This is a genomic window from Candidatus Peribacteria bacterium (assembly GCA_023038255.1).
GTDB lineage: Bacteria > Patescibacteriota > Gracilibacteria > Peribacterales > Peribacteraceae > CALREJ01.
In genome coordinates, this window is the sequence record CP082927.1 from 561,147 (window position 1) to 586,764 (window position 25,618).

Genomic DNA, 25,618 nt, shown 5'->3' on the forward strand with positions numbered 1-25,618 from the left:
ACTGATAAAAAACGGAGAAGAATGTGATGGATGGAACATGAGACGCATGCAGAAGCAGGGCTCTTCACACTTCTAGAAGTGATTGGCCATTCGTGGTCTGATGCGCAGAAAAAGATCTTTCTGGAGAATCTTATCCATGCTGTTGAGTCAGTCAGACAATCGCTCACTGAACTGGAGACGCTCCATTACAGACGCGAATTAAAGAAGGCATCTGAATATTTAAGTACATGCATTGATATCATTAGGTCCACCGGTCCAGATGCTGCGACTATTGAATATCATCTCATAGTGTTTTATCAATTCATGCAGATGGAACCGACCATCAGGCACTATACGACTCCATCTGAATTGGATTGCCTGGAAGGGGATGCAGAAATGGCACTTCGGGTGTTATCTGAAAAAGAAGAGAACCCGAATCAGGTTTCTCTTATCACCACACAAAAACCCTCTGCCTCCGTTTTTACGGGCATCCATGAATGTATAAAAAAACTCCGAAGAATACTGATCTAGCATTGATTTCCGGAGCCCCTTTCTGCACTCTGTTCTCTCATGCATCGCATCTCCCTCTTCATAGTTGCCCTGCTGCTTCCGGCTGTGACATTCGCACAAAGTTCGGCCGTGCCCATCAGCCGGTACGATGCGTTTGAATATGTCTGGAACAGTCTGCACCGTGCTGTCGGAAACACATCAGAAACACCGTATACCGATGTGCCGTCGAGTGACCCGATGTATAAAACAATCCGCTTCGCAAAATCCAGAAATATTCTCGGCGACTTTGAAACATTCCGTCCCGATGATTCACTCGATGTCATAACCGCCCTCATCTGGCTCTTCCGTTCCAGAAATATTGCGGACCCGGAAGAGATCACCGAAGAGACGCTGCCGGAATTTCTGACGGAATATCAGATCGCGCGTCTGCCGGAAGAAGGCGAACCCGTGCCGGAACTGACGGAATCTCAATTCCTTTTCATGATGCAGTCTCTGGATGAACAGCTCGCGACGACACCGCGGGAAATGAGTCTGTACAGCGAAAAATTCCATGGGAAGGGGACGGCGTTCGGTGAGTCATTCGACATGTACGCCATGACGGCTGCCAATAAATATCTGCCGCACAACACGCTCGTACTTGTGACCAATGTCGATAACGGAAAAAGTGTGACCGTGCGCATCAATGACCGCGGACCGTATGTGGAAGACCGGTACATGGATCTGAGTCTCGGTGCATTCACCACTATTGCTGACCGGTCGAAAGGCGTCATCCACGCAACCATGCAGAGACTCGGTGATGTGAATATTGTCGGACCGTGCGTGCAGCCGCCAGTGCTTCAGAAGCGTATTACACGTGATGTCATTCTGGCTCCCGGTCTTCCGCGCATTGTGCACATGGGAACCGAGCTCACACTCAGCGCCAACAAATCATTCGTTGTCCGCAGTGTTGTCTATCCCGACGGATTTGTGTCCTCCATGCAAAACTGGATTCTTCCGGACGAAACATTCACGCTCAAGCCTTCCATGCTTGGGGATTACACGTTCCATTTGAGCTCTGCAAACGGGCGTAATCGTGAGATGACGATGAAGGTGGTGGATTGTGCGGATGCTGCTGAATCGTCTGAAGGTGCTCAATAAAGCATCAGAAACCCTGTTCTAAGAGACATATTTTGACTCCCCAAAACCCCCATTTTCTGCTATAATTAAATGATTTTTCTGTATTGTCTCTCACCAGAGAAATCTCTCAACAAATGGTTACATTCCTCAGATTCTTCTTCTGGCCGGTGGTGTGGATCGTGATTACGGTCGGTGGGTATGTGTTTCGCCCGGATTTGTGGAGCTGGATCTGGAACTGGTTTAGCGAAGACCCCATCAACAGACTGATTTTTCTTTCAACCGTGTATGTCGGCTGGAGAATCTTTAAGAGTGCCACCCGTTTTGCCGGTGAGTATCTGGATGCGAAGAGGTTGGTGAGCATGAAGGTGCTGCTCCCGCGTACGGATAGTAAGATCGATCAGGAGAAGCGCACAGAAAAAGATTTCAAGGAAAAAGTCGCCATCATGGAGCAGCTGTATCGCGCGCTCTGGGAAGTGCGGAGTCTGTCTTTCTGGCAGTCACTGCATTACTGGATTTTTAGAAACATCACGATGAGCTTTGAAATGTATGCGGAGCACGGTGAGCTTGCGTTCTATGTCGTCACGCAGCCGAAGTTTGTGTCCATCATTGAAAAGCAGATCACGGCGTATTACCCGGATGCGGAGGTAACCATGAAACAGACGCCCGATATCTGGCCGAAGGGGTCGAAGCTTGTTGGATTCAACATGCAGCTGCAGAAAAAATTCATGTACCCCATCCGCACGTACGAGCACATGCAGGATGATCCGCTGAATGATCTGGCCAACGTGCTCAGCAAACTTGCTCCGGAAGATAAGGCTTGTATTCAGCTCGTCTTTAAGCCGTCATTCAGCAACAAGTGGTCCAAGAAAGCGCGTGCGTTTGCGAGCACGGCGTTCAAGGGAAAGAAGGCAAGTTGGGTCACTCGCATCCCGGTTATTTCCCCGATTGTATTATTCCTGATGGGATCGGATGCCAATGGTGAATCCAGTGCGCCGGGCGCATCACACGGAGATTCGTTCGTGCGTATGATTGCCCCGGAGGAAGAGCTGTATAAGCAGATGGGTGAGAAAGCCGGTATGAGCTGGTTCCACTGTTCCGTGCGTATTCTCGCAAGCTCAAAGACCATGAAGCAGGCGGTGGATGTGACAAACGGCATGCAGGTTGCCTTCAACGTCTTCAAGCACCTGTACGGAAACGCGTTTGTGAACCGCCGCATGTTTGTGGAAATTTTCCCGCTCGCATGGAACGCACCGTTCATGTACTGGATGTGGAAGAACCGTATTAATGGACATCTGACCAAGGACTGTCTGCTTGTCGAAAAAGAACTCGCGGGATTGTTCCACTTCCCCGATAGTCGCTACAACAAAATGCCGATTCTGCAGTGGATCGCCTACAAAGTACTGCCACCTCCGCCGGATGTCCCGAAAGAAGGAATTGTGATTGGCATCAACAAATACCGGGCATTGGAAACCCCCATCCGTTTCCATTCCAAGGACCGCTCCCGTCACCAGTACATCATCGGTAAATCCGGTTCAGGTAAATCTGCGTTGCTCAGCTGGCAGTCCCGTCAGGACATCGCGAATGGTGAAGGTGTGTGTATTGTGGACCCGCACGGAGACCTGATTGAAGACGCACTCGCACACGTGCCGAAAGAGCGCGCGAAAGATGTGATCGTGTTCGATCCATCCGATACCGAACGTCCGCTCGGACTCAACATGCTTGAGGCAACAACGGATGAAGAGAAAGACCGCGCGTCTCTGGATGCGATGGAAATCTTCATCAAGCTCTTCGGTAACGAAATCTTCGGACCGCGTATTCAGCACTACTTCCGCAACGGTTGTCTTACATTGATGGACGACGAAGAGGAGGGTGCCACGCTTATCGATGTGCCGCGTCTGTTCGTGGACGATGAATTCCAGCGCTACAAAGTTGCAAAGTGCAAAAACGTGGTGGTGCGCAGCTTCTGGGAGAATGAAATTGCGAAGACCGGTGCGCGCGAGAAAGAGGAAATGATTCCGTACTTCTCCGCAAAGTTCGGACCGTTCGTGACCAACTCCACCATGCGTAACATTATCGGTCAGCCGAAGAGTGCGTTCAACATCCGCCAGATCATGGACGAGGGAAAGATCCTGCTGGTGAACCTCAGCAAAGGAAAAATCGGTGATATCAACGCGCAGCTGCTCGGTCTTATCTTCGTGAATAAAATCAACATGGCCGCGATGTCCCGTGCATCCATCCCGCTGGACCAGCGCAAGCGTTTCTACCTGTACGTCGACGAATTCCAGAACTTCATCACTGATGCATTTGCATCGATTCTCTCTGAAGCCCGCAAGTACGAACTCGCGCTGATCATGGCGCATCAGTACATCGGGCAGCTGGCAGACAAGACGTCTGCGTACGATGCGGCGAATACAAAGGTCCGCGACGCCGTCTTCGGTAACGTGGGTTCCATCATGAGCTTTAAGATCGGTGCGGAAGATGCAGAGTATATGGCGAAGGAATTTGCGCCCACTCTCGGTGAGCAGGATGTGATCGGTATTCCGAACTTCAACTGCTACGTGAAGCTCAACATCAATAACACCACCAGCCGCCCGTTCAGCATGGCAACCATCTACGACGAATCCCTGCGCAATGACAAGCGTGCGGGTCTCATCAAGGAATACAGCCGCATGAAATACGGTCGGAAGAAAATCTTTGTAGACCAAGAGATTGAGGACAGAATTGGGATTATCCGATAAGTCGGGGAAGGGTTTAAAATGCCGTAAAGACACATGTCATACTGTAAACTATATTTGACAAAATAGTAATTTAGTGTAAATTGACACTACACAGTTCTAGAACGAAAAGATCAAAAGCCGGACTGTGTCGTCCGTTATTTGATCTTTTACATTACAGTAAAGGGAAGGCGATCATGTTGGAAGTTGTAAACACCGTTTTGGATGTTACCAAGAAGAACTATCAGACATTACTATTGGGAGCAATTGATGAGAGCCGCAATGGTCGTATTTCTTCGTTCCATGGCGCGATGGGAGTGGTGGAGGCGTGCTTTGAAGAGAGCCCCCTCGACGTCGCCGTAGCGCTGAATCAGGTGCTATTCTGGCTGCCTCATTTGCAGCCAGGAGTGCAGCAATGTGTCCTTGAAATTTTGCCGGAGGAATTGCCGACAAATCGTTTGACTGCTTTCTTCGGAGCCATCCGCGGTTTTTATGCCGGGAAGGAGGATGCGGATGCAGACTGGGCTTCCATCTTGTCCGCATTCAATGCTCTTTTTGAATCTCGAGACGCCGCGCACATTGCGCGACCAAGCGCCCTTGAAGATTTTCTGCGAAACTACTATCTGTTGCAGTGTCTCATTGAGACGGGAGCGACAGACGCCAACCTGAACATTTTAATCTCCACAAGTGTGGCGAAGATTTGCGAGTCTGGGTGGCGTGGCGAATTGCAGTCCTGCCTGATCAATCATTTTGAGTCTGGTCGGTGGTATGAGCGCAATGCAATTGGATCATACCAGTCTTATAATTGCTGCCTGAAAAGCTATCGACTGTTCTGCAGTGACTGTGGCATGAACAGCGATGACGCCCGCTTCATCAGTGTCGTCATCACCTATTGGTCACTGATCAAGCAGCATGCGATGCACCCGCATACAGTCCGAACCGCGCCTCTGGCGGTGGATCAGGAAGATGTCGAATGGCTGAAGACTCACTTCCCTCAAATCTGTACGTAAAGGATAAAAGATAACGGACAAGGCCGAACACTTTCTGTTCGGAAACCGGGTTTCTCCCATGGAGAAGCTCGGTTTTAGTATGTATCCGTTTTGTTGTGCTCGGTTGGTAGTATGCTAGTATTTCCTCCCAACCCAACGTTTCAACTTTTAAACCTTTCAACCCCGTCTCTATGTCCAGCTTCTCCCAAATGAAAGACATGTACCGCATCCAGCGGGACGCAAAACGTATCAAGAAAGAACTCAAGAATGTACATGTGGAAGCTGAGGCAAGTGGCGTGTCTGTGGTGGTGAACGCCGAGCAGGTGATTATTTCCATCGATATTGCACCGGATGTTGCCCGCGAGGATATCCCGCGCCTTACGATCGACGCACTCAACCGCGCTCTTGGAAAGGCGCAGATTGTCGCTGCAGAACGCATGCAGACAATCATGAAGCAGATGGGTATGCCGACAGGTGAACTGCCGGAAGCCTGATTTTTGTTTCTCTTCACGTAAAAAGCATGAAGAAACTGATTGTTCCCGTCGTCCTTCTTTTTGTCGCCTTTGTCGCAGCCCGTGGCTGGTATACACACGCACTCAGTCCTGTGGATGCAAGCGATGTGCGCACTGTCTTTACAGTGGAGAAAGGCGCATCCACCGCAACCATTGCCAACAATCTCGAGGAACAGAATCTCATTCGCTCCGCTTTTGCATTTAAAATGCACGTAAAACTGAGCGGACAGGCGGGGGAGTTGAAGGCGGGAAGTTTTGTCCTGACATCATCTATGTCTGCAGAAGAAGTGGTGCAGACACTTGCAGGCGGAAAATCAACCGAGGAAATCATCACAATTCCGGAAGGATTTACGGTCGAGGATATCGATGCCATGCTCGCAGAAAAGGAGATTATCAAAGCAGGGGACTTGCAGAACTGCGCCCGCACCTGTGATTTTTCCGCATTCGATTTCCTACCAACAAGTACAAAGCTGGCTCCACGCGGCGGAAAAATAGAGGGATATCTGTATCCGGATACGTATTACATCACGGCTGCAGAATTCGATCCAAAATTATTCATCGAGCGTCTGCTCCATACATTCCGTGACCGTGTGATCAAAGATCTTGCTGCAGACATCAAGGCATCCGGCCGGTCGCTTGAGCAGATTGTGACTGTCGCATCACTGGTAGAGGAAGAAACAAGAACCGCTGCTGAGCGTCCTGTCGTGTCGGGTATTATCTGGAAGCGTCTTGATGAACGCATGGTACTCGGGATTGATGCTGCAGTCCGGTACGTTGTCGATAAGCCGACCAGCGCAATCACACAGACAGATCTGCAGACAGATTCTCCGTACAACCTCCGCAAATTTGCAGGACTGCCTCCGGGGCCGATTGCAAACCCGAGTCTTTCAAGTATCAAAGCCGCTCTTCATCCACAAGCCAGTCCGTATTATTACTACCTGCACGGAAGCGATGGCGTCATCCGGTATGCTGTCACGAACGATGAGCACAACGTGAACCGGGCAAAGTATCTGCAATAAGCACGTAAACTGCACAGAAGCGCCAATGGCTTTATCTGGCCTAAATCCCCGTTTTCCGCTATACTGTATACAGGTAACAAAAACCCTCCTATGCACGCACTTCCTCATAGCAATAGCAGTGGAAACGAACACTATCACCGTTTGAAAATCGGTGTGATGGGTTCTGCCAGCGGTCCGCAGACTCTGGATGCATCTGCCCGTGCAAAGGCCCGCAAAGTCGGTGAGGAACTCGGAAAGCGCGGACATATTTTCATCAATGGTGCCTGTCCGGGTCTTCCGAATGATGCGCTGATCGGATGCAAGGAAGCCGGTGGTTTTTCTGTTGGAATCTCTCCTGCATTTTCCGAGCATCAGCATGTGCACGAATACATGTCGCCGCACGACCACGATATGATTATCTATACCGGCATGGGTTTCATGGAACGCGATATTATCAATATCCGTTCAGCAGACGGTGTGGTGATTATCGGTGGCGGTGTCGGCACACTCAATGAACTGACAATTGCGTACGACGAAGGACGCCCGATCGGCATTCTCACGAACTCCGGCGGTATCAGCAACGCTATTCCGCATATTATCGAAGAACTGTGCAAACGTTCGATTCCACCGAACATGGTCTTCGATGACGATCCATCTTTGCTTCTCGATAAGCTGGAAACCGCGATCCGCGCATTCCCGCTCCCGATCCGTGAAGATGACCGTGTGGTGGAAAAGAAGGAGGGACGTGGATAAGCGTCTTACCGGTTCTGTGATTCTATTGCCTGCAATAATTGCGTGGCGAACGTATTTGCGGGATCAATCGCAAGTATCCGCTGCAGCGTGCGAACAGTGTCATCCACTTTATTCTGCTCAGCGTAGATTCCTGTCAGGGTTTGAAGTGTCTCAATCGTATCGCCTTCAATCGCGAGAGTGGTTTCATACTCAGCAGCAGCCTCCGCCAGTCTGCCGTTTTTTGTGTGAATATAGGCAAGATTGAAATGTGCGTCAGCGTAATGCGGATTGATGCTCACCGCTTTTTCATATGCAGCCTGTGCAGCCGTCAGATCATTCTTCTGCACATAGACAGAACCCATATTGGCGTAGACCGGAGCATAGACGGGGTTGATCTCTGTCACTTTTATATAAAGCGCCAGCGCCTCATCCAGTTTTTCCAGACGCTCGTAGAGCATTCCGAGGCTCATGTAGGAATCACGTTCACGTGGCTTGGCCGAGATTCCCTGCTGATACACGCTGATGGCATCGTCGATTCTTCCCTGCTTTTCATACACCAGTCCCATATTCGCAAACGCAAGCGCGCTGTCCGGTTCGCGCCGCAGCACAATGTCGAACTGCTCAAGTGCTTTGTCGTACATCTTTGATTCCCGGTACACATATCCGAGGTTCAGCCGAGCGGCCTGTGCATCGGGATGGTATTTCAGGGTTTGCAGAAAGAGAGTTTCCGTATTCTTCCAGACGAGCGACTGGCGCATGGCAAGAACGCTGAGAATAAGAAGAATGATGCCCACGCCGGTATAGATGTACTCTTGTCTGTATCTGGCTGTCTGCCGCTCCAGAAGACGATCAACAACAAAGAAGAGGGCCAGCAGCAGCCCGATCTGTGGAATATAGGCATAGCGGTCTGACGCGACATAAAAGTAATTGCCCTTCGCAAAATTGAAGAACGTCGGGAAGAGGGTGATGAGGTAGAAGGCGATACCGACGCTGATTGGCCGGGCTTTTTTGAATGTCAGAATCATGATTCCAATCATTGCTGTCACCAGAAGAACCGGCACAAAAAAATCCGGGGATGCAAGAATGATCGGCTTTGAATACGGGTAGAGAACAGATAGCCGGTCCGGCCACAGATAGCTCCATACATAGAAGATGGTACTTTTGGCAGCCATCAGCATTTTTTCCACGATTGTCGATTGCGTGACAATATCCTGTTTCCCCAAAAGCGCGACAATACCGAAAATAATAGAGAGCACTGCATATGGAATTTTCTCATGGATCATTCTCTTCGACCATTGTCGGTTCTCATACAGATCCATCAGAATCAGTACAGCCGGCAGTGTCAGCACCATCACTTTAGAAAGCAGACCAAGAAGAAAGAGAATAATGCTCACTGCATAGAGCATCCATTTCCTGTCACCATTTTTGCGGTACTGAAGATACACGATGAGAGAAGCCAGGAAGAAGAACGTGGAAAGAACATCTTTGAGTGCAGACGCCCACGAGACTGCTTCTGTATTGAGCGGATGCACCGCAAATACAAGTCCGCCAAGGATGCCTATCCATCGCTTTTTTGTCAGCATTGAGAGGACCACGCACACTCCAAGTGCATTGAGTGTGTGCAGGACCAGATTTGTGAAGTGATACATAAACGGATCAATTCCACCGATCATGTAGTTGAACTGATACACCAGAAAAATCAACGGATCGTAGAGTTCCGGATCAAACGATGTAAACGCGCTAACCGTGTGTTCCCACGAAAATCCCTTGATGATCGCATTGGAAATAATCAGATAATTGTCATCCCATGCGACAAAATTGTTCCCGAGCGACAGTCCGTAAATGGCGAACGTCACAAAGAAGAATCCAAGAATGGTGCCGATAATCTGTGAGCGGGACATGAGAGAAGTATATAGAAGTTTCTGGTTACTGGGTTCTTGTTCCTGGTTTCCCGAGAAAAGCTACCTCTAAATATAAACTAGTAACCAGTAACTGGTAGTCTCCTCACCCCTCCTTCGTGACCCACCGGATGGGCGTTCCTTCAAAAGAAAATGTTTCACGGATGTTATTATCCAGGAAGCGCAACTGCGACACGCCGACCTGGCGCGGGTCTTTCACGAAAATCACGAACGTCGGTGGCACTTCTTCTGCCTGCGTCACGAACTTGCTCTTTCCAAGCTGGCGAGCCGGAATGTGGTGCACTGCCGTTTCGTACCAGCGCAGCAGTTCTTTGGTCGGAATACGGCGGACACGGTTTCTGGATACAGCGTCTATCAGCAAAAAGAGTTTTGGCAGGTTTTCGCGTGTGACTGCCGACGTAAAGAGCAGCGGGGCATAGCGGCAGAAGGGGAAGGCGGCGCGGACTTCCAGTTCTTTTTCCGCACGCGTCGCTTTGTCCATCTGGTCACACTTGTTGATCACAATAATCACACCCTTTCCTTCAGTAATCGCCAGATTTGCAATGCGCTTGTCCTGCTTGCTCACGACTTCCATCGCATCCAGAATCAGGACTGTTACATCACTATCGGACATGGCCTGGATACTTTTGACATTGCTCAGATACTCAAGATCCTCTTCCACACGCGCTTTGCGGCGGAGTCCTGCCGTATCCACAAAAATGTAATCCTTGTCCTCGTGGCGGACGATCGTATCGGATGAATCGCGCGTGGTTCCCGGAATATCGGACACAATGCGGGAAGACAGCGCGCGCTGTGGATCGGACATCAGAGCATTGATAAGAGAGCTCTTTCCGACGTTCGGCTTTCCGATGAGCGCAATACGCGGAGGATTTGTATTTTCTATTTCTTCTTTTGGCTGCTTCATGAAATGCATTCCTTTCAGATATTTCACAATCGCATCTTCCAATTCCGTCACGCCTGTCCGGTGTACAGCGCTTACGCCAATGACTTCTTCACTGATGCCCAGCGCGTAGTACTGCGGCAGGAGTTCTTCAATCACATCCGGGGTATCGCATTTTGTGGCAACGAGAATAACCGGCACGTGCGACTTCTTGTTCTTGCGGAGCATTTCGACCACAGCAGCATCACTCGCGGTCAGGTCTTCTTTGCTGTTGATGGTAAAGAGAATGAGGTCTGCTGATGACAGAGCGATGAGTGACTGTGTCGCCACGTCATCTTCCAGGTCCACATCAGTCGACCCACCACCAATTCCACCTGTGTCGAGCAGCAGATAATCCATCTCCTCGCCTTCAACCTTATACACGACGTGATCGCGCGTGGTTCCGGCAACGTCGCTTTCAATGGCACGGCGGCGTCCGACCATGCGGTTAAACAGGGTGGATTTTCCGGTATTCGGGCGGCCGATGATTGCGACAGTAGGGAGGCGGGCCATATGAACCGACAGTATAGCAGATGCTACTCCATCGGTTCATGCCTTTTACGGTGTTTTGATGCGTTTTTTGGCTCTTTACTCAGGATTATCCAATATGGGCGTAGCTTACTTCAAGTTTGGAATAGGCAAGTATCTGGTCATGTTCATCATTAAGGATTTTCAAAAGACTTGCATGTGGATCTGCCGGCTTATGCTTTATAAGTTGCTGGAAAACATCAGATTCCGGTGAATCTTCCTGCGTATCATTGGTATTGTCGGGAGCAGTGTTCATAGTGTGAATGGATGAAATAAAGCGCCGCAGTATTCCACTAATCCTCATGTGGTCAAATGTTTGGGGTATGCGAAGTCGCAAGATTCCTCATTTGTCGCTTCGGAAAGCTCTCTGTATACTCCGCGCGATGTACAGAGACTATATTCCATCGGAGGTTGAAGCGAAGTGGCGCAAAGCCTGGGCGGATGCCGGGGTGTATGAAACAGATCTGAAAAATGCGAAAGATCCGTTTTACTCTCTGGTGATGTTCCCGTATCCGAGTGGAGACAAGCTCCACGTGGGTCACTGGTACAACTATGCTCCTGCCGATAGCTTTGCGCGTTACCAGCGCATGCTCGGAAAAGATGTCTTCAGTCCAATGGGATTTGATGCATTCGGATTGCCTGCAGAGAACTATGCGATCAAAACCGGCGTGAAGCCTGCAGAGTCCATCAAGAAAAATGTGGAGACAATGGTGGAGCAGCTCTCGAAAATCGGTTGCATGTACGACTGGAAGAAAATGGTGAACACGACAGACCCGTCGTATTACAAATGGACACAGTGGCTGTTTTTGCAGATGCATAAGCACAAGCTCGCGTATCAGAAAGAGGGGAATGTGAACTGGTGCCCGAAAGACCAGACCGTACTTGCCAATGAACAGGTGAAGGATGGATGTTGCGAACGGTGTGGCACAGAAGTGATTCAAAAGTCATTAAAGCAGTGGTTCTGGAACATTTCCAAGTATTCACAGAAATTGCTCGATGGACTCGAGACACTCGATTGGCCGGAAAAAACCAAACTGATGCAGCAACACTGGATCGGACGCAGTGAAGGGGCGGAGGTGCAGTTTGCGATTGAAGGATTCGACGACATCATCAAAGTATTTACCACACGCCCTGATACGTTGTTTGGAGTGACATACGTCGTCCTTGCGCCGGAGCATCCACTCGTCGAAAAAATCACACCGAAGGATCAGTGGGGAGTGGTTGCGGTGTACCGTGAACAAGCGAAGAAGAAAACCGCGATGCAAGTGGAGCTGGAGAAAACGAAAACAGGCGTGCCGACCGGTGCGTTTGCATTGCACCCGGTGACTGGTGAAAAACTGCCGATCTGGATTGCGGATTATGCACTGATGAATTATGGAACAGGAGCGGTGATGGCGGTGCCTGCGCACGATGAACGAGACTTTGCATTCGCCACTGTCTACAAACTCCCGATGATACAAGTTGTCGATGGGACTATGCCCGATGCAACTGCCCTGACCGGTGATGGTATTGCTATCAATTCCGATTTCCTCAACGGTCTCAAAACGGCGGAAGTAAAAAAGAAGATGATTGCGTGGCTGGAGGATAATGATAAAGGCCGCGGACTTATTAACTACAGATTGAGAGACTGGCTCGTGTCCCGTCAGCGTTACTGGGGTGCCCCGATTCCGATTGTGTACGATCCGGAAGGCAATGCACACGAAATTCCTGAGAAGCATCTGCCGTGGCTTCTGCCGACCGATGTTGAATTCCTACCGACGGGAAAATCTCCTCTCTACGATTCCAAAGAATTCCGCGAGCGCACAGAAACAATTTTTGGTGCAGGCTGGACGCCCGAGTTCGATACCATGGACACTTTCGTCTGCAGCAGTTTTTACTATCTGCGTTACCTGATGGAAGGAAATCCGGATGCGTTTGTTGATCCTACACTCGAAAAGAAATGGATGCCGGTCGACATGTATATCGGCGGTCCGGAGCACGCGACCATGCACCTCATTTATGCACGCTTCGTCATGATGGCACTGAAGGATTTCGGTTTCGTTTCCCACGATGAACCGTTCCAGCGCCTGGTGCATCAGGGGCTTATTACCAATCAGGGTGCCAAAATGAGTAAGAGCAAAGGCAACGTCGTCAGCCCGGATTCGTTTGTGGAATACCACGGCAGCGATGTCTTCCGCATGTATCTGATGTTTATGGGGCCGTTTACAGACGGCGGTGACTGGAGCGATACCGGTATAAAAGGAATCGCACGTTTCGTGCAGCGCGCGTGGAAACTGCTCACAGAGAAATCAAATGCAGATGCGACTGACGATTCTGAAATGACGACCATGCTGCATAAAACGATCAAGGCAGTCACAGACGGATTGGAAAAAATGCAGTTCAACACAGCAATTGCAGCGCTTATGGAGTGCATGAATCTCATCGATAAGCGCGATGCGATACATCTCGATACAGCTCAAACTATTGCAAAATTACTGTCGCCGCTTGCGCCACATCTCGCAGAAGAGCTTTGGTCTGTGTTAAACCAGAAACCAGAAACCAGAAACGAAAAACAATCCTTCGTTATCAATCAGAAGTGGCCCATCTTCAACCCTGCATTCCTGCAATCAGACACGATGACGATAGCAGTCCAGGTAAATGGAAAACTGCGTGGTGATGTATCCGTCTCATCAAGTGCGTCCAAAGAAGAGATTCTTGCGGCTGCGAAAGAAATTGAGAATGTAAAGAAATATCTGGACGGAGCAATCAAGAAAGAGATTTATGTGGCAGGAAAGCTGGTCAGCTTTGTGTTGTAATTTTTACTGCATCAACAAAGCCTGTACTTTTTTATGAGTGAACCTTCCCAATTCTTCAACGGTCCATTGCAAAAAGGCATCACTTCTTCCGATTCCTTTCATTTGGTCATACATGGGTATCCGGACACCAAAATGTTCGGCAATTAAAACAGAATATCCCGCAACTTCTGCTGCCTCGACAATACCAAGATCCCGCAATGTCTTCCCTTTCTGTTTATCCGGCGCAATGCTGTTATAGTCAGCGATCACATTAAATGTCTGATCAATAACCTCTACTTCATCCGGTGCTATTCTTTCTACTGTGGACATAGTCTGAAAATGTATTATTAATAATAATATACACTCTAAAGCAAAATTGTCAATGAAACGCTGTGTATAACTTATTGTGGGAATAGCCTCTTAATATACGTTCTGACATTTTGCACGACTTCCTCCAGATTTTTTGTCCCGTCTAACCCCCACCACACATCGTCTGCATTAAAGAGAGGAACAGTTTTTTTCAGTCTTCGCTCAAAAACCAGAGACATATACGTTGTTTTTTCCCAGTCCAGATTGAAGTGTGCTTCAGCAACCAGATTGATATGTATAGGTAAACAATCCGCCAATCCGGACATCGCAATGTCGCGGATAACGTCATCATCGGGATTGATTGGCTGCCTTTCCATGGTGCCGAGCATAAAACTAAACATTTACCTGTCAATGCTGTAGTATTTACGCATGGATCAGAAGAAAGAATCCACTGGCTTTCCTGTTTTCAACCGCTATGGCCCTTTTACAGATCTCCAGGCTCTGAATGATTTCAGTGCCCGGCCGCTGCGTAAATCCGTGCGTGTAAATACGCTGAAGATCAGTGTGGAAGAGTTTCTTGCGTATGGAAAAAAGAAAGGATGGCAACTGACGCCGGTGCCGTGGTGCAACGAAGCCTTTTTTATTGATCGTGAAAATCGTGAAGAAGCTCTTGGTCGCGATGAGCTCCATTTGCTTGGTGGATTTTACATGCAGGAATCCGCATCAATGTTGCCTGCGGAACTTTTGCAGGCTGAGCCTGGTGAATCAGTCCTCGATATGAGTGCGGCGCCCGGCAGCAAGACAACGGAGATCGGTGCAAAGATGCAGGGAAGGGGAGTGATCCTTGCAAATGATATTCAGGAAAAGAGACTCTGGACTCTGAAAAATGCGATTCACCGTTCGGGCGTCATTAATGTGATTGTCACCAAAAAAGTCGGTCAGTGGTTTGCAAAACACATGACGGAACGATTCGATCGCGTGCTTTGTGACGCACCATGTACTGCGCAGGGAACAGTCCGCAAAGATTCCGATGCGCTGCGCTATTGTTCGATCGAAAGTATCGAGAAAATGTCGAGACTGCAGTATCAGCTTCTGGAATCCGCCATTCATGCAACCAAAGTCGGCGGACGGATAGTCTACTCCACCTGCACGCTCACACCGGAAGAAAACGAAGGCGTCATTTTGCAGATGCTGGAGCGCTTTCCGGATCAGCTGGACGTTGTCGATCCTCGCACATTGAATATTGCACCAGACGGATACTGGGACCAGGCAATCAACGATTCGATTGTTGTTCAGAAAACACTGATCGCAGATGATCGTCTGCCAGTTCCGCTCATTCGTCTCTGGCCTCATACCTATGACACCGAGGGATTCTTTTCTGCAGTCCTCCGTAAAACAGCGCCGACCAAAAACGTGGAACCGATGGATCGTGTGAAATTTCAGGAAGTGGAATTGCCAAGATCCCGCAAAAACGAAATCATCAACATGATGAACGAACACTATGGAACAGGATTTGTCGGAGACGATGAGCGTATTTTTGAGCGTGGCGAAATGCTGCTTCTCTCGAATGAAGACGTCGCGCACTTCCCTTTGCCGCTCCAGGATTACTCACTGGGCATTCCTTTTGGCAAGCGCCTCAAAGATGGACGTGTCTTACTCGATCACGAAGTCGCGACCCTGCGCGGACATCTCGCAACAAAGCATGTATTCGATGTAACGGATGACGAACTGGAAAAGCTTCTGGAAGCTCAGGACATCTCGTGTCCGGAGGAACTGCATGGACATGTCATTATTCGGCATAACGGAAAGGCGATTGGCATCGGACTCGCGAAAGAAGGGCATTTGAAGAATAACCTGCCGCGGGCGATGGTGAAGTACTCTTGAAAAAACTCGAAGTACGAAATTCTACATCCGAATAAACTGGAGATTTTTTGTTTTTAAAATCACTGAGAGTTTAGAATTTCCCACGTCTTTAAAATTGCCCTACAAACTCCGGACATGAGAGTATACTGAATCTCCTTATGGACTCCGTTTCAGAGATCAAAGCCCGGCTGCCGATAGACGAATTGGTGCGGCAATATTGCACGCTCACCAAAAAAGGCCGCAACTTTGTCGCACTCTGCCCGTTTCACCACGACACGCGCCCGAGCTTCCTCATTTCTCCGGACAAAGGCATCTGTTACTGCTTCCCGTGCCAGAAAGGCGGCGATATTTTCAGTTTCTATCAGCAGATAGAAGGAGTGGATTTTCGCCAGGCTCTCAAAGACCTCGCGGAAAAAACAGGAGTGACCCTTCCGGACCGTCCGGAGGAAAATATAGTGAATAAAGATGAAAAGGAGCGGCTGCGTGATTGTCTGACTGCTGCGGTCGATTTCTATGCAAAGCAACTCGCGTCATCTGCATCGACAAAAGAATATCTCGCAAAGCGCGGCGTCACGCAGGAGGAAATTAGTACATTCGGCCTCGGTTTTGCGCCCGATTCTTTTGATGCAACGTATCAGTATCTGTTGAAAGCAGGATTCAGCCGCAAAGAAATCCAGACTGCGGGCCTCGCGATTCAGAAAGACATGAATGACGAAAAAATCTACGATCGTTTCCGGAATCGTCTGATGTTCCCCATTCACGATAACCAGGGGCGCATTGCAGGATTTGGCGGACGCACCCTCGGGAATGATGATGCGAAATACCTGAACTCATCGGATTCGCCGCTCTATCATAAATCATCCGTGCTCTATGGATTCCACCATGCTGCAAAAGCGATGCGCGAAAACAAGCGCGTTATTCTGGTCGAAGGATATTTCGATGTCCTTGCCTGTCACCGCGTCGGCATTCATGAAGTCGTTGCAACCTGTGGGACCGCGATGACCGAAGATCATGCGCGGCTGCTCAAGCGATCTGTTGATCGCGTGGTGCTCTGTCTGGATCAGGACAAAGCGGGGCGCGATGCCGCGGAGCGTGCATTTATTATTGCTGCCAAAGAGGGCCTGCAGATTGAAGGGATTGTTCTGCCTGACAAAGATCCTGCAGACGCAGTCCTTACCTCTCCCGATGGACTGAAAGAATTGCTGACGAGTGGTGCGAAACCGTTTCTTGATGTCGTCCTTTCGGCAATCAGCAAGGCGGATCTTACCTCGCCAGCTGTCCGCCATGCTGCGCTTGAAAAACTGATGCCGCTCTTCAATGCCGTGATGTCATCCACAGAACGCGCATTTATGATCAAAACCAGCGCACTTGCACTCGGGACCACGGAAACATCGTTGCTGGATGATCTGCGGACATTCTCCTCAAAGAATGCTGCTCCGAAACCAGCAAACACCGAACACCCGTCGACGGTCACACTGTTTACGTCGCTCGAACTCGCACTGGGGCTTTTCCTCATGTACCCCGCACACATCACGCTGATGGAAGAATTGATCGCCCCGGGAGACGGTTTTGCTCTTGCCCTCTTTACCGCACTCAAAAAAAACGCTGATGCGAAGGCGCCCATCACGCTGGATACGCTCGACATGGACGACGAAACGCGGCATCAGGCAGGCATCCTCATGCTCTATTGTGAGGAAAACGATTTTCATGAATGGAATGAGGCGGTCGCCATCCGCGAAATCCGCCGTAACTGCAAACATGCGAACCGCGAGTATATCCGCGAGAAACAGCAGGAGATCACCAAAAAACTGCTTGAAGCAAGAAAGGCGGCCAATGCGGCGGAGGAAAAAGAGCTGACGGCAACCTATATGGAACTCCTCAAGCTTTCAAAAACAGCAGTCTAATACCTATAAAAATTAGTGGATATTGACCCCACTCTGGTATAATCCGCCCGTACGCGGACATTGCGCCCGCTTTTCTTTTCTCTGATTTCTCCGTATGGCGTCACACCCACGAAAATTCATTGCCCAGCCGACAGAAGATGACCTCAAGAAGTTTCCGGAAGACATTCGGCATTTGGTGAAGAAAGGCCGCGAACAGCGGTATGTCACGCACCAGGAAATTATCGCAGCACTCCCGAACGCGGAAGAAGATGTGGATCTCCTTGATGAGATTTACATGCTGTTTGTCGACCTTGGTATTGAAGTCATCGACGTGAAAGATGCGCTGATCTGGGAGAAAAAAGGAAAGGGCGGCAGCGTCCCGGAACCGACTGAGGATCTGGCGGAAATTGTCTCAGACGATATTGTGTCTGATGACGACGCAGACAGCGACGAAGCAGATGATGTCGACAGCGTCGCAGAAAAACTGGAAGACGACGAAGACGGCGGAGTGATGCAGATGGTGGCAACAGCTGGTATCGCAATTGATGACAGTGCCGCGAGCGAAGAAGAAAAGAAGAAGCGCCGCCGCGAACGCGAAGTGGACCTGCTTGAAATTTCGAACGACTCCGTCCGCATGTACCTGTCCGAAATCGGACGTGTACCGCTTATCGACGGTAAGAAAGAAGTCGAACTCGCACGCCGCATCCGCAAGGGTGATGCATCTGCAAAGCAGCAGCTGGCAGAAGCGAACCTTCGTCTTGTGGTGTCTATCGCAAAGAAATATATCGGACGCGGTCTGTCTCTGCTCGACCTCATCCAGGAAGGAAACATCGGTCTCTTCCGCGCGGTCGAAAAGTTCGATCCGGAAAGAGGATTCAAATTCTCGACGTACGCAACCTGGTGGATCCGCCAGGCTATCACCCGCGCGATTGCCGACCAGGCCCGCACCATCCGTATTCCGGTGCACATGGTTGAAACCATCAACAAGCTCACGCACACACAGCGCAGACTTGTGCAGGAACTCGGCCGCGAACCGACGCTGGAAGAACTCGCAGTCGAAATGGAGATGGATATCAAGAAAGTGCAGCACATCCAGAAAATCAGCCAGGATATTGTGTCCCTCGAAGCACCAGTCGGTTCAGAAGAAGACAGTAAACTGGGAGACTTTATTGAAGACGAAGAAGCCATTAACCCGTTCGAAGCCACGAACCGCCAGCTCAAGAAAGAAAATGTCCACGCGATGCTCGACTTCCTCACCCCGCGCGAACGCAAGATCATCGAAATGCGTTTCGGTCTGCAGGATGGCATTGGCCACACACTCGAAGAAGTGGGACAGGAATTCGGTGTCACCCGCGAACGTATCCGTCAGATTGAAGCAAAAGTGCTCCAGAAAATGCGCGACCACCCGAGGTCCCTGACCATCCGCGAACATGGTCTGCCTCCGAAGCGCGTCGGCTTCGCACCTGTGCCGTCATTCGCACAGGCTCTCATGTGTCCGAAGTGTCACCAGGGAATCCTGAGTCCTCTCAGCAAAAATGGCATGGCCATTCTCAAATGTGACCATTGTGCATTCGAGAAAGAAGACGACGAACTGTAATACAGAATTGATAAAAAAACTGCCGCGAGGTAATGGTCGTAACCATTCTCCAGCGGCAGTTATTGTTTGAGTGAGCAACGTCCCAATACAATCAGACTGACAATAAAAAAGCCCCCATCACGAGGCTTTCTGTCTAAGCGAACGTCACTAGAGACGTCTCTGTGATGGGGGGGCATTTGCCCTCATTGCTCTTGGACATGCGTGGTCACGTCCAGCAAGGGGACTTCCCTTCAAGCAGTTTTCACCGTCTGAATTGAGGATAATTTACAACTCTTTTATAAAAGAGCAAGGAAACCCGAAGCAGCAAAGTTTCTCTCTGCTAGGATGGCTCTATGCAGTCATTTGATGAATCCTACACCCGGCTAAACGAGGCCCAGAAACAGGCTGTCGACACCGTCGAAGGGCCGGTGATGGTTGTTGCCGGACCGGGAACAGGAAAGACACAAGTGCTGAGTTTGCGTGTTGCACATATTTTGAAGAAAACACAGGCGCGGCCAAGCAATATTCTCTGTCTCACATTTTCGTCTGCAGGAGCCACTGCCATGCGCGATCGTCTGCGCCAGCTGATCGGTGGTGATGCGTATGCGGTGACCGTGAATACGGTGCATGGCTTTTGTGATGGACTGATCCGCCGCAATCCGACAGCATTCTCCGAATGGTCCGACAAGAAATCAGTATCAGATCTGGAGCGGTACAAACTAATGCAATCGATCATTGATACAGTGAGTGGCACATCGGCGCTTATCAATCCGAAAAATCCGTATGACCGTATTCCGGATATTTTCACACGCATCAGCGAATGCAAGCGTGAAGGAAAGACTGCGACGGAGTTACGCCGGGTGGCTGATGAGTACGACATGCAGATGGCGACGAAAAGCAAAGAAGGAACAAAGCAGCACCAGAAGAATCTTCTCGCTGCCAAAAAATTCCGCGATTTTATCGATCTCTTCGATCGCTATCACTCTGTGCTAGAGCAACGTGCGCTCTACGACTATGACGACATGATCCTGACGGTCATCACTGCTCTGAATGAAGAGGATTGGCTTCTTGCAAGCCTGCAGGAACGGTACCAGTACATTCTGGTCGACGAAGCGCAGGACTTAAACGGTGCACAGTGGAAAGTAATTGAACGGCTGACGACGTACGACAACGTGCCGCAGGACCCGAACTTCTTTCTGGTCGGTGATGACGACCAGGCGATCTACCGTTTCCAGGGCGCAAACATGGAGCACATGATGGCGTTCCGGGACCGGTTCCCGCATGCGCCCGTTATTGTGCTCACCACAAACTATCGCTCCACACAGCCGATTCTCGATGCAGCAGGGCGGTTGATTGCTCATAATGAAGAACGGTTGATTGGACGGATCCCGGGACTGAAAAAAGATCTGAAAGCGTTTACAGAAGAAAAAGGAACGGAACCAACGCTCTTGCGCCCTGCATCGGATGCGGCAGAACCCTGGCTGATTGCGGACATTATCGACGAACGACTGGAGCAGGGAATTCCGGCGCAGGAGATCGCGATTCTTGTGCAGACAAACGGCGAGCTGCGCCCGATTTATGATGTGCTGCGCGCACGCAACATTCCGGTTATTCTCCAGGGAAAGTCCGATCTGCTCTCTCATCCTGTCGTCAGGCAGTGCATCCTGATTCTGCGCAGTATGATGGATCATTCAGATGATGCATTTCAGCATGCGATGAGCTGTGAAACATTCGGATGTCATCCGACCGATATTGCACGTCTGGTTCTGCATGCCCGCGGAGAAAAACGGTCGTTTCATGAAGTCTGTCTGGCTGCGGAGCTTTTACCTCTTCCGTTTGTGAACCGTGATGCGATTATTGCTGCGCGTGATTGTATGGAGGATCTTATTGCGCACAGAGAATCCCGCACACTGCTTGATTCGCTCGAACATGTGATGCGGCAATCAGGGATAACAGAAGCAGCGACAACAATGGACCCGCTCGATCTTGCCGTCATCGAGACATTTTTCCAGTACGTGAAACAGCGTTGTCTGGATAATCCATTGCTCGACATCAAAGATTTCCTGAACGATCTGCGCTACTACGCCGATGAAGAGTTCGGTCAAATCCGTCTGACCTATCAGATTCCGCATCTTGTGACGTCCGGAGTACAACTCCTCACTGCGCATCAGAGCAAGGGGCTTGAATTCCATACGGTGATTTTGAGCGCATTCCGCGAAGGACACTGGGATGAGCGCCGCAGTCCCGCAAAATTGGCTCTCCCGGAAGAGTTGCTCTTCGGATGGGAGAAAGATGCAAAGACATTCGAAAAACATCAGGACGAGCGTCGTGTGGCCTATGTTGCCATCACACGTGCAAAGCGTGAGCTCTTCATGCTCTGCCCGAAAGAATTCGCCGTCGGTGAGCGCAGCAGGTCTGTGGCGCCGTCTGCCTTTTTTGCAGAAGCCGGCCCCTTGCCGGAGCGCGATGCAGCCCTGAAGAATGCGGAAAAATCATCACTCCTGCTTTTGCAACCGCTGCGTGATCTCGACAGTGAATTGCAGGCATACATCAAAGAAAAACTGGAAACGTTTGCATTGTCCCCCAGCTCCCTCACAACATTCCTGGAAGATCCGCAGCTTTTCCTGCGCGTCCATCTGCTCAATCAGCCGCAGGAATTCACAGAGGCATCGCTGCGTGCCATGGGATACGGAAGTGCCGTACACTGGGCATTGCGTAAATGGGCGGAGGCGGTTTCCGCGTCGACAGACCATTTCGGGTTTGATGATTTCATGCGTGAGTTTGAGTGGCACCTGGCGGAGAAAAATATTCTTACGGAGAAGCAGCGCGATGATCTCTCGAAACTCGCGAATGCTGTGTTGCCCGCATACTTTGCAGAACATCTCAACGATCAGCGTCCTATTATCTATGCAGTTGAGCGCGATTATCGTGCGCAACTTCGCGATATCCCCCTAAAAGGAAAAATCGACCGCATTGATCGTCTGTCACCAACATCGTCGGATGCCATCATCATCGATTTCAAAACAGGCCGCCCGAAAGCTCCCGGCGAAATCCGCGGCGGGCTGGAGGAAGGAATTGTCTCGCGCACGGCAGAGGGTGCGTATTTCCGTCAGTTGGCATTTTATGCGCTGCTCATTGAGCAGGCAGAGCCGCTCCTGGTTCCGCAGGCATTCCGGCTGGCCTTTATCGGGGAACGGGGCGAAGAGCCGATCATGCGCGATTTCAGGATTACGGATGCGGAGAAAGAGGATCTGAAAAAAGTGATTGCTGAGGTCTGGGCAAAAATACAGAACCTTGATTTTACGCCTTTAGCATAAGCTAATCGGGGATTTTTATAGAATCCTTTGACAGCGCCAGACAATGGAATAGGATCTCTGGCAATGCGCGACTTTTCCGAACCCTTCAGGCTGAATCTTCCTTCGGAAGATGAAGAAAATGATACCGGCAATCCTCAAACGGATTTTATTATGAACGAGGAAAAAGAGGCGTTTCTTCATAGTGTTGTGGAAGACTTCATTGTGCTGCTCAAGCAATACCGCAATGCAAGCGCGAGTCAGTTAAAAATCAATCATAGAGTGAATATGGCGGGGAATGTCCTTCTGCACATCGGTAATATGGTCATTAATCAGGCAGCCGCGATGCTTGCTGTGCTGACGTCATGCGCCGCTCCACTGGTGTCACAGGCAGTGGCAGGACGTATTACAGAAGTCATGTGCGGGCAAAGTACGCAGTCTGCCCAGGAGAGGCTGGATACGCACGTGCAACGCATGAATGTCATGCTCAATGAGGATGTCGATGCAATGTGTATATTCCTGGCTCATCTCATTTTCGTCAAAAAGAATGACTACGGACTACTGGAAATTGATTGTGAAAAGATCTTACAGCACCATCCGGATCTACAGTGATGATTGCACATAGTGCGTATAGTTTTGCAGAGCCCGACCTCGGTGACTGATCTGATTTTTCTCTTCAACGCTCAGCGCTGAAAATACTTTGTCGTATCCATCCGGTTTGAAACACGCAGAAATCGGCAGGCCCGGTAAATACGCCGCTTCCAGTTCGTCGGTGATCACGCCATCACAACTTCCTTCGAATGTATGAAGATCGCCATTGGCATCAATGTACGCAAGTGTGCACAAAAACCGCGCCTTCCGGTTGTCTTCCTGGCGCATCCTTTCGAGGAAAAACTCAATCCAGTCCTGATCACTCACAGTGGCACCCAGGCCCCATCTGCGCGTGTGAATGCCGAGTTCATTCTGCAGTGCATCAACGACAATGCCGGAATCATCAGCCAGTGTTGGTATCTTTCCGAGATCAAAATAGAAACGTGCTTTCTGTACTGCATTTTCCTCGTACGTCGTTCCGGTTTCCTGCGGCTTCTCCAGAATATCGATCATCTCAGGGGTGATAATCTGCATCTGCAGATTTGCGAGGGCATCGCTCATTTCTTTGATTTTGCCTTTGTTCGATGTTCCGATGAGGAGCTTCATGATGTGAGTATAGAAGAAAAAATTTGCATCCGTCCATACGCTCGTTTAGGATGCCCCTGCATTTGTTCATTGCATCATTGCTTATCCAGAGTGACGGCTAGAGACATGACTCATTGACCCGTCCAGCAACTCATTGCTTTCCCACCCGCAATGTAAGTGCTCCCTTCATGCCCCTCGCGGGGACAGATAACCTCTATGCAACAATCGCAGCGTGCTTTGCTCTCCGCCCCTTAGGGTGGATTTCTTTCTGTGTATGTCCATTGCCGCTCCTCCTCTTCTTGTCGATGAATGTTCCGCTCCGGACATTCAATGTTTCACGGATTTTCCCGCTGCTATGTTTGAGAACACCAGGCAGAGCATTGATACACTTTTTCCGGCGGCTACATCACTGACAGATGCAGAGGCGGAACTTATAGAAGAAGTGGGATTCAATCCAAAACACGCAGGGGAGATTATTTCCAAGGGGGCCCAGAGTATTGTCCGCAGATTTCAGGATACTGACGTGATCAAATTGCCGCTGAGTGCAATATCCAATGACTGGCATTCAAAAATAATGTCCATGATTATGGGGCAGGATTGCAATGGTTCACGGTATCACTATCTGATCTGCAAAAAAGATTTTGGGGATGTCCTCAATGTAGAGCCATCGGATTTTGTTCCAGGAAAAACACTCGATCGTTTTGTTGCGATTCAAAAATACAAAAACCTGGAACGCATTGAACCCTTTGAACTTCGTCATGGTGGTGAACATCGGGAGCAGATGAAGCTGCTTCTGCAAAGAAATGGAGAAACGTATCATAAGCGTGGGTACGCACTTGATATTGCAGGATGGGATGGAAAAAGAGTACTGCAGGGTGCGCCTTATACGAATAACGTGTGGCGCGATGGAGACAATGGTGAATTATGCCTCATTGATACAGGACTGTTGGATTATCAATCTCATGTCCTGCAAATTATTTTTCAGTCGTGGAATATGAGAAAATATGGCCTGGATTTTTTTGGAAGAAAAGGGAAGGAACTGATTTCAACTCCCTAGATACGTCTAACCCTTTCATGATGTTAGACAGGAGTGTCCCAAGTGTATACTGCTTCCATGACCTCCACTGATGTTGTTCGCGCTCTCAAAAAACAAGCCGATCCCGAAAAAGCGGCCTTCTTCCCGCGTTTCTTTAAAACAGGCAAAGGGGAGTACGGCGAGGGCGATGTCTTTATTGGTATTACTGTTCCTCATATCCGATCAGTCGTAAAAATATATCGCGATCTGCCTCTTGCTGACGTGGAAGAACTGCTTGAGCAGAAGCTCCACGAATGCCGGTTAGCGGGATTATTGATTCTTGTAGATCAGTACAAACGCGCTGATGACAAACATAAAAAGAAAATCGTCGATCTGTATCTGCGCCGCACAGACAGAATCAATAACTGGGATCTGGTCGACTCATCCGCGCATCTCATCATCGGACCATGGGTGGATGTCATGAAGAATGCATCTCTCCTTGATGAACTCGCTGCATCCAACAATATGTGGGAGCAACGCATTGCGATGGTAGCGACGTTGCATTTCATCCGGAAAGGAGAACTTACCCATACATTCCGCATTGCAGAAACGCTCCTGCATCACCCGCACGACCTGCTGCACAAAGCAGTCGGATGGATGCTGCGCGAGGCCGGGAAGAAGGATCAGAAAGCGCTGGAGGCATTCCTGCTGACGCATCACCGTGTTATGCCACGGACCATGCTGCGGTATGCGATTGAGAAATTAAGTGACACGAGAAAGAAGGCATTCATGAAAGGAACGGATCGCTGAAAA

At 49.7% G+C, this 25,618-nt stretch carries 21 protein-coding genes; 15 read left to right on the forward strand and 6 right to left on the reverse strand.

Annotated elements, in window-relative coordinates; all coding sequences use genetic code 11:
• Nucleotides 1-30 precede the first annotated feature (30 nt).
• From K8942_02600 to K8942_02630, 7 genes are all read left to right on the forward strand, one after another.
• Nucleotides 31-510: a hypothetical protein gene (locus K8942_02600; GenBank protein UPA23080.1), complete on the forward strand. Its 480-nt coding sequence runs from the start codon at nucleotides 31-33 to the stop codon at nucleotides 508-510.
• Nucleotides 511-726: 216 nt separating this feature from the next.
• Nucleotides 727-1,626, forward strand: a complete 900-nt coding sequence (locus K8942_02605) for a septal ring lytic transglycosylase RlpA family protein (GenBank protein ID UPA23141.1) — start codon at nucleotides 727-729, stop codon at nucleotides 1,624-1,626.
• Nucleotides 1,627-1,739: 113 nt separating this feature from the next.
• The gene (locus tag K8942_02610; GenBank protein ID UPA23081.1) at nucleotides 1,740-4,343 is read left to right on the forward strand and encodes a type IV secretion system DNA-binding domain-containing protein; all 2,604 of its coding nucleotides are present in this window, start codon (nucleotides 1,740-1,742) and stop codon (nucleotides 4,341-4,343) included.
• Nucleotides 4,344-4,516: 173 nt separating this feature from the next.
• Complete coding sequence (locus tag K8942_02615; protein ID UPA23082.1) at nucleotides 4,517-5,329, forward strand: hypothetical protein; 813 nt, start codon at nucleotides 4,517-4,519, stop codon at nucleotides 5,327-5,329.
• A 170-nt stretch (nucleotides 5,330-5,499) separates the two neighbouring features.
• On the forward strand, nucleotides 5,500-5,802 hold the full coding sequence (locus K8942_02620; GenBank protein ID UPA23083.1) for a YbaB/EbfC family nucleoid-associated protein: 303 nt from the start codon (nucleotides 5,500-5,502) through the stop codon (nucleotides 5,800-5,802).
• A gap of 26 nt (nucleotides 5,803-5,828) precedes the next feature.
• Nucleotides 5,829-6,839, forward strand: a complete 1,011-nt coding sequence (gene mltG, locus K8942_02625; protein ID UPA23084.1) for an endolytic transglycosylase MltG — start codon at nucleotides 5,829-5,831, stop codon at nucleotides 6,837-6,839.
• A 90-nt stretch (nucleotides 6,840-6,929) separates the two neighbouring features.
• Entirely contained in the window at nucleotides 6,930-7,571 is a 642-nt protein-coding gene (locus tag K8942_02630; protein UPA23085.1) for an LOG family protein, read from the forward strand.
• A gap of 5 nt (nucleotides 7,572-7,576) precedes the next feature.
• On the opposite strand, the gene K8942_02635 is transcribed toward K8942_02630, so the two are convergent.
• The 3 genes from K8942_02635 to K8942_02645 all read right to left on the reverse strand — a co-directional run bounded on the left by K8942_02635 (nucleotide 7,577) and on the right by K8942_02645 (nucleotide 11,172).
• Nucleotides 7,577-9,451 carry a tetratricopeptide repeat protein gene (locus K8942_02635; protein ID UPA23086.1) on the reverse strand — a complete coding sequence of 625 codons (1,875 nt, stop codon included), beginning with the start codon at nucleotides 9,449-9,451 and terminating at the stop codon, nucleotides 7,577-7,579.
• A gap of 103 nt (nucleotides 9,452-9,554) precedes the next feature.
• Nucleotides 9,555-10,901, reverse strand: coding sequence for a ribosome biogenesis GTPase Der (gene der, locus K8942_02640; protein UPA23087.1), 1,347 nt, complete (start codon nucleotides 10,899-10,901; stop codon nucleotides 9,555-9,557).
• A gap of 85 nt (nucleotides 10,902-10,986) precedes the next feature.
• Nucleotides 10,987-11,172: a hypothetical protein gene (locus K8942_02645; GenBank protein UPA23088.1), complete on the reverse strand. Its 186-nt coding sequence runs from the start codon at nucleotides 11,170-11,172 to the stop codon at nucleotides 10,987-10,989.
• 127 nt (nucleotides 11,173-11,299) lie between these two features.
• Here K8942_02645 and leuS point away from each other — a divergent pair, with 127 nt between their 5' ends.
• A complete protein-coding gene (gene leuS, locus K8942_02650) occupies nucleotides 11,300-13,711 on the forward strand; it encodes a leucine--tRNA ligase (protein ID UPA23089.1) in 2,412 nt (803 codons plus the stop codon).
• Nucleotides 13,712-13,714: 3 nt separating this feature from the next.
• Here the strand turns inward: leuS and K8942_02655 are convergent, their stop codons facing one another.
• A complete protein-coding gene (locus K8942_02655; protein ID UPA23090.1) occupies nucleotides 13,715-14,020 on the reverse strand; it encodes a hypothetical protein in 306 nt (101 codons plus the stop codon).
• Between the two features lie 71 nt (nucleotides 14,021-14,091).
• Entirely contained in the window at nucleotides 14,092-14,376 is a 285-nt protein-coding gene (locus K8942_02660; GenBank protein UPA23091.1) for a hypothetical protein, read from the reverse strand.
• A gap of 52 nt (nucleotides 14,377-14,428) precedes the next feature.
• Here K8942_02660 and K8942_02665 point away from each other — a divergent pair, with 52 nt between their 5' ends.
• From K8942_02665 to K8942_02685, 5 genes are all read left to right on the forward strand, one after another.
• Nucleotides 14,429-15,883, forward strand: a complete 1,455-nt coding sequence (locus K8942_02665; GenBank protein ID UPA23092.1) for an NOL1/NOP2/sun family putative RNA methylase — start codon at nucleotides 14,429-14,431, stop codon at nucleotides 15,881-15,883.
• 137 nt (nucleotides 15,884-16,020) lie between these two features.
• Nucleotides 16,021-17,766 (forward strand): DNA primase, encoded by a 1,746-nt coding sequence (gene dnaG, locus K8942_02670; GenBank protein ID UPA23093.1) that lies wholly within the window; start codon nucleotides 16,021-16,023, stop codon nucleotides 17,764-17,766.
• Nucleotides 17,767-17,860: 94 nt separating this feature from the next.
• Nucleotides 17,861-19,342, forward strand: coding sequence for an RNA polymerase sigma factor RpoD (gene rpoD / locus K8942_02675; GenBank protein ID UPA23094.1), 1,482 nt, complete (start codon nucleotides 17,861-17,863; stop codon nucleotides 19,340-19,342).
• 332 nt (nucleotides 19,343-19,674) lie between these two features.
• Nucleotides 19,675-22,638, forward strand: a complete 2,964-nt coding sequence (locus tag K8942_02680) for an ATP-dependent helicase (protein ID UPA23095.1) — start codon at nucleotides 19,675-19,677, stop codon at nucleotides 22,636-22,638.
• A gap of 63 nt (nucleotides 22,639-22,701) precedes the next feature.
• Nucleotides 22,702-23,226: a hypothetical protein gene (locus K8942_02685; protein UPA23096.1), complete on the forward strand. Its 525-nt coding sequence runs from the start codon at nucleotides 22,702-22,704 to the stop codon at nucleotides 23,224-23,226.
• Here K8942_02685 and K8942_02690 read toward each other — a convergent pair.
• Nucleotides 23,218-23,811 carry a non-canonical purine NTP pyrophosphatase gene (locus tag K8942_02690; GenBank protein ID UPA23097.1) on the reverse strand — a complete coding sequence of 198 codons (594 nt, stop codon included), beginning with the start codon at nucleotides 23,809-23,811 and terminating at the stop codon, nucleotides 23,218-23,220. The two genes, K8942_02685 and K8942_02690, sit on opposite strands and share 9 nt — an antisense overlap.
• Nucleotides 23,812-24,145: 334 nt before the next feature.
• Here K8942_02690 and K8942_02695 point away from each other — a divergent pair, with 334 nt between their 5' ends.
• Both K8942_02695 and K8942_02700 read left to right on the forward strand, forming a co-directional pair.
• Entirely contained in the window at nucleotides 24,146-24,847 is a 702-nt protein-coding gene (locus K8942_02695; protein UPA23098.1) for a hypothetical protein, read from the forward strand.
• Nucleotides 24,848-24,904: 57 nt separating this feature from the next.
• A complete protein-coding gene (locus K8942_02700; protein UPA23099.1) occupies nucleotides 24,905-25,615 on the forward strand; it encodes a DNA alkylation repair protein in 711 nt (236 codons plus the stop codon).
• The last annotated feature ends 3 nt before the right edge of the window (nucleotides 25,616-25,618 follow it).